This is a genomic window from Pseudoalteromonas sp. NSLLW24 (genome assembly GCF_015864725.1).
Lineage (GTDB): Bacteria > Pseudomonadota > Gammaproteobacteria > Enterobacterales > Alteromonadaceae > Pseudoalteromonas > Pseudoalteromonas arctica.
Window position 1 is genome coordinate 66,212 of sequence record NZ_JADYWQ010000010.1, and the last position, 13,721, is coordinate 79,932.

At 39.8% G+C, this 13,721-nt stretch carries 7 protein-coding genes; 6 read left to right on the forward strand and 1 reads right to left on the reverse strand.

Annotated features, from left to right (window positions below; genetic code table 11):
- Window positions 1–24: 24 nt before the first annotated feature.
- Complete coding sequence (locus I6E72_RS12105; RefSeq protein WP_197112443.1) at window positions 25–2,721, reverse strand: TonB-dependent receptor; 2,697 nt, start codon at window positions 2,719–2,721, stop codon at window positions 25–27.
- 432 nt (window positions 2,722–3,153) lie between these two features.
- Here I6E72_RS12105 and I6E72_RS12110 point away from each other — a divergent pair, with 432 nt between their 5' ends.
- From I6E72_RS12110 to I6E72_RS12135, 6 genes are all read left to right on the forward strand, one after another.
- Window positions 3,154–4,128, forward strand: a complete 975-nt coding sequence (locus I6E72_RS12110; RefSeq protein ID WP_197112445.1) for an aldose epimerase family protein — start codon at window positions 3,154–3,156, stop codon at window positions 4,126–4,128.
- Between the two features lie 187 nt (window positions 4,129–4,315).
- The gene (locus I6E72_RS12115; protein WP_197112447.1) at window positions 4,316–7,063 is read left to right on the forward strand and encodes a TonB-dependent receptor; all 2,748 of its coding nucleotides are present in this window, start codon (window positions 4,316–4,318) and stop codon (window positions 7,061–7,063) included.
- 194 nt (window positions 7,064–7,257) lie between these two features.
- Window positions 7,258–8,784: a tryptophan halogenase family protein gene (locus tag I6E72_RS12120; RefSeq protein ID WP_197112448.1), complete on the forward strand. Its 1,527-nt coding sequence runs from the start codon at window positions 7,258–7,260 to the stop codon at window positions 8,782–8,784.
- Between the two features lie 12 nt (window positions 8,785–8,796).
- Entirely contained in the window at window positions 8,797–9,558 is a 762-nt protein-coding gene (locus tag I6E72_RS12125) for a SapC family protein (RefSeq protein WP_010554817.1), read from the forward strand.
- Between the two features lie 53 nt (window positions 9,559–9,611).
- Window positions 9,612–11,090 (forward strand): SLC5 family protein, encoded by a 1,479-nt coding sequence (locus I6E72_RS12130; protein WP_007580003.1) that lies wholly within the window; start codon window positions 9,612–9,614, stop codon window positions 11,088–11,090.
- Between the two features lie 322 nt (window positions 11,091–11,412).
- Complete coding sequence (locus I6E72_RS12135) at window positions 11,413–13,545, forward strand: alpha-galactosidase (RefSeq protein WP_197112450.1); 2,133 nt, start codon at window positions 11,413–11,415, stop codon at window positions 13,543–13,545.
- The last annotated feature ends 176 nt before the right edge of the window (window positions 13,546–13,721 follow it).

A 13,721-nucleotide genomic window follows, 5' to 3' on the forward strand; every position in this document is an offset into this window, starting at 1 on the left:
AAGCAGCCAGTTTAGAGGTGAGAGCTAAAATTTATACGACATACCTAACGCAAAATTACGACCACTTTGTGAGTAAGATTGGGTTCTGTGATCGAGGAATTGTCGAATCGCTTCGTCGGTTAAGTTCGTTGCTTCAAAGGTTATTTTTACTTGCTCTGTAATATTCATGAACGATTTAAAATCAATAAACGTTGTTTCATCGTATCCTGCAACAATGTTTTGCTCTGAGCCTTCGCCTGTAATGTACTCATCACGATAAGAGCTCGAAACACGCATGCCCCAATGCGGCGTTTCATAATAAAGGGTAAAGTTGTGAGACAGCTCAGACAAGCCAGGAGGAGTAACGCTGATACGCTCACCTTCGTTAAATAAAATAGTTTCGCCATCAGCAATGGTTACATTACCGAGCATTCCTAAGTAATTAAATGGCTCTGGTAAAAAATCAAAGTCCATTTGAAACGCAACTTCTAAACCAGTGACATCTGTAGAATCACCATTAATAGGTTGTGAAACGGTAAACTCAGATTGCGCATTTACGCGCGGGTCAAAATCTAAAAACTCAAGAGGGTAACCCGTTTGCTCATAAGGTAGAGTCACTGATTGCTGGACAATAAATGACTCCATATCTTTATGGAACACTGCAATAGCTAAGCTTGACGAATCACCATAAAACTCAAATGATGTTTCGAATGAATCAGCAACAAAACGCTCTAAATTAGGGTTACCAGCACTAATAAATTGATCTGCAACGCCCACTTGCCCAGCCGCTTTTAATTGATTTAAATTGGGTCGAGAAATATTGCGATTTGCACCAAAGCGGATTAACCAATTATCAGAAATATCAGCAACAACATTTAAGCTTGGTAGTAAATCGGAATAGGTTTTACTAAATTCAATTTGCTCAAAACCTGCTCCTGTATTAACTTCCCCGCTCGATGTTTGTTCAGTTTCGTACCAACGCAAACCTAAGTTACCTCTAATTGGGAAGTTACTTATTTCGGTGTTCCATAAATACTGTGCATAAACCCCAATAGTATCTTCTTCAATTTGATATACAGTACCAGGGCGATTATGAGAGGCGTCTAACTCTCGAGAAATTAAACCTGTTGCAACAACACGCTCAAAAGTAGCTTGGTTATCTGCAATAACATAGTCATGTAATATTGGGATGTTTGTTATTTGAAAAACAGCTTCAGGTGAATTTGGGTTGTTTTCCCAATCAACACGGTCTCTGCGTTCAAAGCCATCTGATTGATAGTTTTTAGACTGTAGACCAAACTTAAGTGAATGCACATCATTGAGTTCATAATTAAAATCGACTTGATACGTGTTGTATTCATTGCTTATTTCATCTTCGCGGACATCAGTTCGCATTAATGCCCACTGGTCAACGTCGGTAATATCAAAGTCGTAAGTATTTTGACCATATTTAGCATTGCGCCAATCAACAGAAAACGCATGGTCGACAGATTCACTAAAAACTTTATCGTTTATAGGCTGCTCAAAAGTAGATTTTGATAAACCAAACATGGTTGTCATGTATAGTTTATCGGTTAGTTCAAAATTGCCACTGAGTGATATTTGGTGAAAATCAGTTTCGCCAAAACTTACTTTTGACTCGGTACGTAAATCAAGACCTTCAAATGAGGCGTATACTAAATCGTCACCTTCAATAGCTGCATCAACGAGTAACTGATTTGCCGTCACATCGCCAGTAAATGCGTTTGTGCCCGCTGTTGATAATTGGTTTTCAATGCGATCGTTAGATAGCTTTCCGTATAAAATATCCAAATCAAAAGACATTGCATCAGAAGGTTGCCACTGAAATGCAGCGGTAATACCGGTACGTTTACGTGTATTAGCCCAAGATGCAATGTTATTAGCGCGAGATACAAACACACGGTCATTACCCGTGGCATTGACCAAACGGTTTTTGATATCGGCATCAACTGAATCTGCAACATTATCATCACCAAAGCTCGCTTGTTTCCAAGACCACACATGATAGCCTTCTTCAATTGTATCTACTTCAGAATAAGCAACCGATACGAGCGCACCAAAATTCCCCCAAGTATTTGATAACAAACCAGCAAAGCGAGGGTCTGAATGCTCTGTTCTATCATTATAAATACCTTTTACACTTACAGCACCTTGTAGCCCTTCTTCAGAATTATCAAAAGGTTTTGCAGTATGTAAATCAACAGTACCGGCAATACCCCCTTCATCTAGTGACGCATCATACGATTTATAAACATCTACGCGATTAAATAGTTCTGAGGCAAAAATACTGAAATCAAAATCTCGAGAGCGAGATGCACCACCACGTTGGTCAATACCTGAATCGCTTGTAAAAAGTGCTTCCATGCCATTTAAGCGTGTGCGTGTAAAATTAGGACCCAAGCCACGTAGCGATATTTGACGACCTTCACCTGAGTCACGCGAAATAGACACACCCGGTACACGCTGTAATGACTCAGCTAAGTTAGCGTCTGGGAATTCGCCAATGTCTTCAGCTAATATGCTGTCTTGCGAGCCAATTGCATTTTTTTTGAGTTCCTTACTACGGGCTAGGTTAGAACGGTAGCCTGTTACCGTGATCGCTTCCATTTCCTGCTGAACTTTATCACTTTGAGCTGCATGTATAGGGCTGCTTGCTAATATGAATGTGCCAGATACAGCGCCAACTAATATACTCAGTTTATTAAGTCTAAATGGGATCATAATTCCTTTCTTCTCTCAGTTAATGTTTATAAATACTAAAAACAAAGTGCACACGCAGCGATTAAGCTGGATTAAATGGTGCAGACATCAACTAAACAAAGTAAGGCTGAAAATTTTCCAAATAAAAGAGTGGTTTAATAAAACTTTAACATATGTCGATTGGTTGGATTTTCTTAAGGTTATGATTGTATTTGTCTTTTTATTTGTTTTTATGTGTTAGTTAATTAGGTGTGATTTTTTGAGGGGTTAAAAACAATAAGTATTTAATTTACTCGCCTTATGTAAATAATAATGGCAGCTGTAAATTTTTGTCGTGATTTTTTAACGCATTTAGATTGAGTTACAAGCGCTAGTTATATACTATTTATATTATATATTGTTGCGCCGTTATAACAGGAAATGTTAATTCGGTAATTTGATTGGAGAATGCGTGTGACATCTATTGCCAATAACCAACCTTTACAAGTTATTCAGCTCAGTGATGGTCAAAATTTAACAGCTGAAATTTTGCCATTTGGCGCAATAATAAAAAGCATTAAATTTAAAGAACAAGAAATGACGCTTAGCGTCGATGATCCTCAATACTATCTTGAAAACCCATTTTATCTTGGCGCTACAGTAGGTCGATACGCTAATCGCATTGCAAAGGGGCGTTTTAACTTATCTGGTACACAGTATCAACTAGAAGCAAATAACGGCCCTAATAGCCTACATGGCGGCATTAAAGGCTTTAATAAAGTACTTTGGCAAGTAACCAAACAAACTGAAAGTGAAGTTGAGCTTTATTATTGCTCGCCCGACGGCGAACAAGGTTTCCCCGGTGAGTTGCAGGTTTGGCAAACTATTAGCGCTAAAAACGGCGAGCTTACTCTGCACTTTAAAGCGATAACCAATAAAGAAACGCTCGTTAACTTTACCAACCATTGCTATTTTAATCTTGATGGCAGTGAATCAATTAATGAGCATCTTGTTCAAATTAATACCGATCGTTACCTTCCTATTGATACAACTAGTATTCCACTCAATGAAGCCGCTTTAGTTTGCGGTACCTGCTTTGACTTTACTAAGCCAGCTCAAGTTGGTGAGGCCTTAAGCGCCGTTCATCCTCAACTAGAAGCTGGAAATGGCTTTGATCACTGCTATATTTTTAATGATGACAGCAGTTTAAAGACGATGGCTACATTAACTTCGCCACACACGAACGTTAGTTTAACCCTTAAAAGTACGCAGCCAGGCATGCAGCTTTATACCGCAAACTTTGTTGGTTCGCCTTTTAAAGCACGGCAAGCTTTGTGTTTTGAAGCGCAAAATTGGCCAGATGCGCCAAATCGTGAAAATTTTCCAAAAGCTAATTTATTGCCGGGAGAGGATTACGAACAGGTTATTATTTACTCTTTTTCTGAATGAATACAGCATTCCAATGTTAATTTAAAGAAAATTAAAAGCAAAAATACAGTGATTAAATGCTATCCATAATTCAGGAAAAGGTTGCACTTTTTGCTGGTTTAAAGTATTTATAATATAAATAGTATTTGAAACTATATGCACTACCACAACGACACAACGACTACACACAATCAGGAGTTTTTAAAAAATGATAATTAACAATAAGTTATCGTTCAACAAGAAAACCGCGATCAGTATTGCTATTACTGGCATATTGGCAAGCGGAAACGTTGCAGCTCAAGGCGCTGAAGGCAATACGCCTACAGTAGTAAATGAAGATGTTGAAGTTATCGCAGTAACGGGTATCCGCAGCAGCTTACGTTCATCAATGTTAGATAAAAAAGCATCTAATGTTGTTACAGACGGGATTAAAGCAGAAGATCTTGGTAAATTTCCTGATTTAAACGTAGCAGAATCTCTGCAACGTATTACAGGTGTAGCAATTGACCGTAGTGGTGGTGAAGGCCAAGCGGTAACTATTCGTGGTTTTGGTCCACAATTTAATACTGTACTTGTTAATGGTCGTCAAATTGCGACAGACAGTGCAGGGCGTGAATTCAACTTTGATGTATTAGCTGCAGATCAAATCACCGGTGCTGATATTTATAAAAGTAATACAGCAACGCTTCAAGAAGGCGGCATTGGTGGTACGGTTAACGTAACTACAGCACGTCCTTTTGATTTTGGCGGTTTACATATTTTAGGTTCAGTTAAAGGTATGTACGAAAGCCTTTCTGAAGAAGTATCTCCATCAACATCATTCTTAATAAGTAATACGTTTAACGATGACAAGCTAGGTGTGCTTTTTGCCATCACTAATCAACAACGTAAACTTCAAAATAACCAAATTTTAACGGCAGGTTGGCGCGGTGGCCAAACAATTTCTAACCCAACGGATGGTGTATTGTTTGAAAATGCTTACATTCCACGTAACTGGGACCAAGTAGTTGATGAGCAAGAGCGCGAGCGTACAAATGCAAGTTTAGTACTTCAATACGCACCGTCTGACGATGTTACGATTACTGTTGATGGTATGATTTCAAAATTCGAAGTTGACTCAACAGTACGCGATTTAGCATCTTGGTTTGAACCAGACCGCGTAGGCAGTGCAACGATTGATCCAGAAACAGGCACTCTTTTAACTTTCTCTCAAGAAGTTGGTTTAGGCGCGCCAAGTGGCGACCCTGCAAGTGACTTTGTATCGCATACACGTAATTCACGTGATGTAACTAATAAAGCATTTGGTATTAACGTTGATTGGCAAGTAAACGAGTCATTAAAAGCTAAATTTGATGTATCTCGCTCAACAGCCGAAAACGACCGTGCTGGTAGAGATCGTTTTAACGTAGTGGGTATTATTAATAGCTTCAGTTTTGATGGCACAGGTGGCGTTCCAACTGTTCAGCATGATGGATTTACAAATGGTTCATTGCCTGATCCAAGCTTAGCGCGACTTCATTACAACGAAATTGGTAATCAATTTACAGATGAAGATGAAATTACTGAAGTAAAAGCCGATTTTGAATATGTGCCAGATAAAGGCCCAGTTGAGCGTATTAACTTTGGTGCTTATCGCCAAGAGCGTGAAAAATCAAGCTTTCAAATCTTTGGTAGTCAATGTCAGTTCTGTGGTTATGGTACACAAGCACCACTTGATGCAATTGATTTTGAAGCATATACAGCGAGTAACTACTTCCCTGGTTTGATCGATACATTTTATAGCTACGATGGCGATAAAATGCTTGATTACTTAGCCGATCAAGGTTTCCCAGTAGAACCAACACTACAAAATAACCGTTACACAATTAACGAAGACATCACTAGCTTATACATGGACTTTACGCTTGGTTTTGACCTAGCTGATATGCCAGTAACTGTTAATATGGGCGCACGTTACTCAGAAACTGATATTGAAGTTGCTGCAATACAAAGCTTTATTAGCGATGTAATACCAACATCTGACGCAACATTGTTTCAGAATGTTTTTGGGCCTGCAACGAACATCGAGCAAGGCACTAGCTACTCAAACTTGTTACCATCTTTCAATGTTAAGTTAGAGCTACAAGACAACATGATTTTACGCTTTGCGGCGTATGACAGTATTACTCGTCCAACGATGTCTCAGCTATCTCCTGCGACAAACTTTAACGAGCCACGTCGTCAAAACTTAACGGCAAGTGGTGGTAATCCAGCACTTAAGCCATTCCAATCAGAAAACTGGGATATTTCTTACGAGTGGTACTACAACGATGCTAACTTATTTAGCTTTGCAGTATTTAGTAAAGAAGTAGATGACTTTATTGTTACCCTAACAGGTGCCGAAACATACGAAATGTCTGATCGTTCAGGCCCTGATTTTGCGTGTACTACATGTACAGATCAAACAGATGACGAACTTATTGGTAGTTCAGAAGTTTACACTGTAAGTCGTCCTCAAAATGGTGAGTCTGCAACTGTAACCGGCTTTGAAGTCGGTGTTACTCACATGTTTGAAAATGGCTTTGGTTTTATTGCTAATGCAACCGTTGTGAATAGCGACATTAGTGTGGGTGACGATACTACACAAACATTTGCACTAGAAGGTCTTGGGGATTCACAAAACTTAATATTTTTCTATGAGCAAGAAAACTGGCAAGCACGTGTTGCATTTAACAACCGTGAAGGCTTTTTACGCTTAGTTGATAACGGCTTTAACGGTGAACCAGTGAACGTAGAGACTTACGGCCAGTGGGATATTAGTGCAAGCTACGATATTAACGAAAACTTCACTATTTTTGCGGAAGGCATCAATATCACTGAAGAAGAGTTAGTGCAAACAGGTCGTTTTGCTAACCAAATCTATTCAGTAGAAGATAATGGCTCACGTTACGCGTTTGGTATTCGCGGATCGTTTTAATTAATGATGGAGGCGTATTTTTTCGCCTCTTGTTTCATTGCAGCACTTTGGTGCTAATACCAATTAGGTTAATTTAGCAGTAATGTATATTAGTTAACCTAATTGGCTAAAATGAATTCACATTAAATCAAAATGCCCTAACGGGCATTTGCTGTATAAAACGTTATCAAAAAATACTCAAAGAGTAGTCCATTATGAATAAAGCAATAAAAACAGTAGCGGTAGTTGGCGGTGGTACAGCAGGATGGCTGAGCGCTGCAATTATAGCTTCGTATCACCAAGGTCAAAATGGTGACGGCTTAAAAGTGATGTTGGTTGAATCGTCAGACATTCCAACTATTGGCGTAGGTGAAGGTACCTGGCCCACGATGAAAAACACACTTCAGCAAATAGGCTTGCGTGAAGTTGATGTGTTTAAAGCCTGTAATGCTACCTTCAAACAAGGCGGGAAGTTTGTAAATTGGACTCATGGCAATAATGACTTTTACTACCATCCATTTACTGTACCGCTAGGCTACGGCCGTATAGATTTAGCCCCATATTTAGATAATGTTGAAGACTTTGCACAGCAAACTAATTTTCAACATGATATTTGCGAAGCAAGCTTAGCCCCAAGAGGTATAGCGCAAGGTGAATATCAAGGTAATTGTAATTACGCTTATCACTTAGATGCCGGCGCTTTTGCAGAAATGCTTAAACAGCATTGTAAAAGTAAGCTTGGCGTAGAGCATATTATTGGTACTGTTGATCAGGTAAAGCTTGATGACGAGGGTGCAATAAATGTGCTTACTCTAAAAGATCAAACCCGCACTATAAACGCCGATTTATTTATAGACTGTACTGGTTTTTCATCATTGTTATTAGGCCAAGCGCTCAACGTACCGTTTAAAAAAATGGACCACGTGCTATTTAACGACAGCGCACTGGCGATGCAAGTCCCTTACGATGAAAACGATAACTCCTTAGCCAGCCATACCATAGCAACAGCGCAAAACGCAGGATGGATTTGGGATATAGGTTTAACGCATCGCCGTGGTGTAGGGCATGTCTATTCAAGCAAATTTTTATCAGACGATGAAGCAGAGCAAAACCTAAGAGACTATTTAGGCGATGCAGCAAACGGTTTAACTGCCCGTAAAATTAGTTTTGAATCAGGATACCGTGAGAAGTTTTGGCATAAAAACTGTGTTGCTATTGGTATGTCAGCAGGGTTTGTAGAGCCGCTTGAAGCAACCGCTATTATGCTTGTTGAAATTTCAGCACGCTTTGTAGCAGAGCACATGCCAGCAGATACACAAGTAATGCCTATAGTAGCTAAACGCTTTAACGAGCAAATGGATTACCGCTGGCAGCGTATTATCGACTTTTTAAAGCTGCATTACATGCTAACCAAGCGCCCAGAACCTTACTGGCAAGCACATGTACAGCCCAATACTATTCCACAAACCCTGCAAGAAGATTTACTTCTTTGGGGAAGCCGTGGCCCGCTTATTCAAGATTTTCATGGCGCATTAGAGTTATTCCCTGCCGCCAGTTATCAGTATGTTTTGTACGGTATGGGCTTTAAGCCTGACTTTACTAAACAAGCATATTTGTATTCACAACATGTGCAAGCCAAACAAATAATTGAACGTAACAGCCAGCTTACACAGCAGATGTTGCAAACTTTGCCGCCTCACCGTGCTTTTATAGAGCAGTGGTTAGCAGCTAACCCAGTTTAAGGATGTGTAACTATGGCTATTAGTGAACTAGTAAACACCAAACACCAAACATTAAAAATTAACCCCAATGCAGCCGTTGAATACGCAAAAACGCAGCATTTAGTTAATTTAAGAGCAAATGAAATAGCAAAAGCAGCCTGCGACTTACCTATTTTTTTAGCACGTAATACACAAAATGGCAGTTATACAGTATCAGCGTTAACCAGCTTTAGTGCAGGTCAAAGTTTATTGGTTAATAACAACCAATGGCAGGCACTTTACACGCCGGTATGTATGCAAACCCAGCCTCTTTATTTAATGACCCGAGAAGCAAATAGTAGCGATTATTTTATCGCGATTGATGATCAAAGCTCAGCCGTAAACACGCAGCAAGGTGAGGCACTATTTGATGCTAAAGGTAATCCGAGTTTATTTTTAAGTGCACAGCAAAAACTGTTAGAAAGCGACTTAAAAAATGACTATCAAACGTATCAATTTACCCAAGAAGTTGCGCGGTTAGGGCTCATTAAAAACATAGATATTGTATTGCAGTTTGAACAAGGCGAAACCCAAACTATTCAAGGTTTGAGCACCGTTGATGAAGACAAACTGCAAACATTAAATAGCGATACCGTTGCAAACTTACACAAGCAAGGTTACTTGAGTGTGCTTAACAGCATGCTTATTTCACTGTTTCAGTTAAATGCATTGGTAAAGCTGCATAACCAACGTCCCGAACTTATGCCTTTAAAGCAAATTAAGTTAGAACTAAGTCGAGATGCGCACGCGCTGTAGCGTGCACTTTTTTATTACACAGACATTGCGCATAACGCGCAGGAGACACACACATGTCAGATAACATTTTACAGCTGGTGGTTTTTGTTTTTGTCACCGCTTTAATTGGTGGCCTTACTTATTGGAAATGCCGAGGCCAAAATCGCAATAACGGACAAAGCCAAACCAAAGAGTATTTTTTAGCGGGCGGTGGCCTTACTTGGATGTTTGTTGCAGGTTCAATCACATTAACTAATTTAAGTACTGATCAGCTTGTAGGTATGAATGGTAACCAAATGGCTTTACTGGTTTGGTGGGAGCTTGCAGCAATTATAGGTTTGATTATTTTAGCCAAAGTGTTCATTCCTGTTTATTACAAATACAACTGTACAACGACCACAGAGCTTTTAGAAAAGCGCTATAACAACAAACATATTCGCGCTGTTATTGGTGGTTTATTCTTTTTAGGTAATGCACTTATTTATATGCCAGCGGTTATTTATTCTGGCGCGCTATTTATGCAAACCATGTTTAAGGTTGATATTCCGCTAATGTATATTGCCACCGCATTTGCCATTATTGGTGCTGTTTATGCGTTTTTTGGCGGCCTGCGAGCAGTGGCTGTATCCGATACCTACAATGGCATACTTGTACTAGGCATGGCTGTTTTAGTCGTGTTTTTAGCACTTAATGCGATTGATTATGACTTTACGGGTATTCCTGAGGAGCGCTTAACACTCATAGGCGATGCTGACTCACCTATTCCGTGGCCAACACTTTTAACCGGTATGATCTTTATTCAAATGTATTACTGGGGTACTAACCAAACAATCACACAGCGAGCAATGGCAGCACCTAATGTTAAAGAAGCGCAAAAAGGTATATTTGCAGCTGCGGGTATTCGTTTTTTAATCGTCCCTGCAATTGTGGTATTACCGGGTATTATTTCGTTTAAACTTTATGGCGATATTGGTGACGCTGCTTATGGTCGAATTGTGGGTGATGTAATGCCAGCATGGTTAACCGGTGTGTTCGCAGCGGCAATGGCAGCAGCAGTACTTTCTACTTACAACAGCTTATTAAATTCAGCTACAGCACTATATGTGTGTGACATTCACGAAGCGTACTTTAATAAAGAGCCAAGTGTTGTAAAGCTAAGTGGTTACGTAACATTGCTACTAACAAGCTTAACACTGGTACTTGTACCAATTTACCAGCAAGCAGACAGTATTATTAACTTACTACAGCAATTAAATGGCTTATTAAGTATGCCTATATTCTCAATTTTTGTAGTGGGCTTATTATTTAAAAATGTGGATGCACGTGCAGGTATTGCAGCAGTAATTTTAGGTGTTGTAATGTACGGCATGCTTACATTTGCAAACTCACCACTACATACTGACATTCATTACATTCACTTAATGCCAATTACACTGATTGTATGTGTAGCCTTTGCATTGATAGTAAATAAAGTGGTATTTGGTTTGAATGCGCAGTGGGCAGGTAAAACACCGGCACTTGATGACGCAGGCCAAGCACAAGTACAAAAATAGATTATAAATAGTTTAAGCTGACAAAATCGGTCATGGGGAAACTCTGGCCGATTTTTTTATATGTATTAAAAGCAACATGACAACTTCAAAGCGAAGGTTAGTTTAATACTTTTTATTACAGTGGTACTTCCAGTGAGTTTATCTGACTATTTGCGATGTAAAGACTATCAAAACCTAATTTATATGATATATACTATTATTATTGAATGTCACCATCTGATAGATTGTGGCTCAAGCAAAGAGATACATTTAGTACATAGTGTAGCTTACTAATTTTCGTTATATTTATAACTCACACAATGAACAAGAGGATAGGAAAATCATGGCCGACACTAAATCATTTTATCGATTAGACAGTGTAAACAGCACCGTTATTTTCGACTGCCAGAGCAAAACACCGGCGTTACTGTACTTTGGTAAACGCCTATCTGAGCAAACAACAGAAACAATGCTAACTCAGCTTGCTACGCGTCAAGAAGTAAAATGTGCCGTGGTTGAAGAAGCGCCTATTTCTCTATCTCCGTTATTAGGCGAAGGCTTTACTGGTGCGCCAGGGCTTGAGCTAGTAAATGATTCAATCGCATGGTCAGTAGGGCCACAACTTCAAGACGTTCGTCAGCCTTCAGCCGCAACACTTGAATTTGTAAGCGTAGATAAGCTTCGTGGTATTGAAGTCGTGCACAGCATTACACTTGATAAAAGCACTGACGTACTTAGCGCGCATACCGTATTAACTAATTTAGGTGACTCACCACTGGGCGTTAATTTTTGCGCCGCGCCAACATTTCAATTGCCAGATAGCGTAAGCAAAATAGTGAGCTTTGAAGGTCGTTGGTCAAATGAATTTCAACGTCAATCGGTTGATTTAGTCTTAGGCAGTTTTGTTCGTGAAAACCGTAAAGGCAAAACATCACACGATGTATTCCCTGGTTTATTAGTGCATAACGAAAATGCAGGCGAGCAGCACGGCGAATGTTACGGCTTTCATTTAGGTTGGAGTGGTAATAATAAACTACGCGCAGAGCTTTTAGCTGAAGGTCGTCGTTATGTACAAATGGGTGAGCTATTACTTCCTGGTGAGCTTACGCTTGCTAAAGGTCAAACGTATCAAAGCCCGAGCATTTATGGCTCGTTTTCGAGTGAAGGTTTTAGTGCGCTTTCTCGTAATTTTCATCGTTTTGTTAAAGCTAATTTACTTAGCCAAGCACAGCGTGAAAAAACGCGTCCTGTGCATTACAACACATGGGAAGGCATTTACTTTGATCACGACGTAGATACGCTTAAGCAACTAGCCGACAAAGTGGCCCCGCTAGGTATTGAACGTTTTGTACTTGATGATGGTTGGTTTAAAGGCCGCCGTGGCGACAATGCAGGCTTAGGTGATTGGACAGTAGATTACAAAATTTACCCCGATGGTTTATCACCAGTTATAGATCATGTGAATAGCTTAGGTATGGAGTTTGGTATTTGGTTTGAACCAGAAATGGTTAACCCAGATAGTGATTTATACCGCGCGCATCCTGATTGGGTTTTAGGATCTGAAAACAACGAACAGTTAAGCTTTAGAAATCAGCTCGTACTTGATTTAACGCGCTCTGAGGTTGTTGAGTACCTATACAAAGCAATTGACGATATTTTAGTTGAATACCCAACTATTAAGTACATTAAATGGGATATGAACCGCGATATTAACCATGCGGGTAATTTTGATGGTAAGCCAGCAGTGCACCAGCAAACATTAGCACTTTATCGTTTAATTGACCGTATTAAAGCGGCGCACCCAGGGCTTGAAATAGAAAGTTGTTCGTCAGGTGGTGCACGTGTAGATTACGGCGTACTTGCACACACAGACCGTGTATGGACGTCAGATTCAAACGATGCGCTTGATCGCCTTGAAATACAGCGTGGATGTTCGTTCTTTTTCCCATCGTCGGTTATGGGTGCACACGTAGGCCCACGCGATTGTCATATCACAGGGCGTAATGTAAGTATTGAAATGCGTGCTGCGGTATCAATGTTTGGCCACATGGGCATTGAAATGGACCCACGTGAACTGAACGATCACGAATACAATGCACTTAAAGCGGCAATAGCACTACACAAAGAGCATCGTGAGTTTATTCATAGCGCCGATTTGTACCGCCTTGATAGCGACGATTTATCAATTAACTTTGGTTTAATTGATGAGCAAAAAACAAAAGCGTTATTTGCCTATAACAGCGTTCGCGAAACACCGCGTACAGCGCCTAATAAGCTTCGTTTTGTTGGCCTAGATGCCGATGCGCAGTACACACTTAATTTAGTGTGGCCGGTAAAATTTGAAGAGTATCGTCCATCTTCTATTGCAGCGGTAAATGGTCAAACATTTACCGGTGAAGCGCTAATGCAGTTTGGCTTACAAATGCCAATATCATTCCCGCAAACATCGCTTATATTTGAGCTTAATAAAGCTTAAATTTAACTAAGAGCAGTAAAAGGCGCTAATCGCTTTTATACTGCTTAGCTTAGCTTAGCTTAGCTTAGCTCAGTTTAGATATCAGTAGTCAGCTCTATATTGTTTAGGGCTGGCTTTTTTATATCCTTTGTAAGCTAATTTAGTAAATTAACTTAGTAAACTCAAAAGTATCGAAA

What these genes read in the sequence shown, in the direction of transcription:
- I6E72_RS12130 (WP_007580003.1), top strand. Translation starts at nt 9,612, where the DNA reads ATGTCAGATAACATTTTACAGCTGGTGGTTTTTGTTTTTGTCACCGCT.
- I6E72_RS12125 (WP_010554817.1), top strand. Translation starts at nt 8,797, where the DNA reads ATGGCTATTAGTGAACTAGTAAACACCAAACACCAAACATTAAAAATT.
- I6E72_RS12120 (WP_197112448.1), top strand. Translation starts at nt 7,258, where the DNA reads ATGAATAAAGCAATAAAAACAGTAGCGGTAGTTGGCGGTGGTACAGCA.
- I6E72_RS12105 (WP_197112443.1), bottom strand. Translation starts at nt 2,721, where the DNA reads ATGATCCCATTTAGACTTAATAAACTGAGTATATTAGTTGGCGCTGTA.
- I6E72_RS12135 (WP_197112450.1), top strand. Translation starts at nt 11,413, where the DNA reads ATGGCCGACACTAAATCATTTTATCGATTAGACAGTGTAAACAGCACC.
- I6E72_RS12115 (WP_197112447.1), top strand. Translation starts at nt 4,316, where the DNA reads ATGATAATTAACAATAAGTTATCGTTCAACAAGAAAACCGCGATCAGT.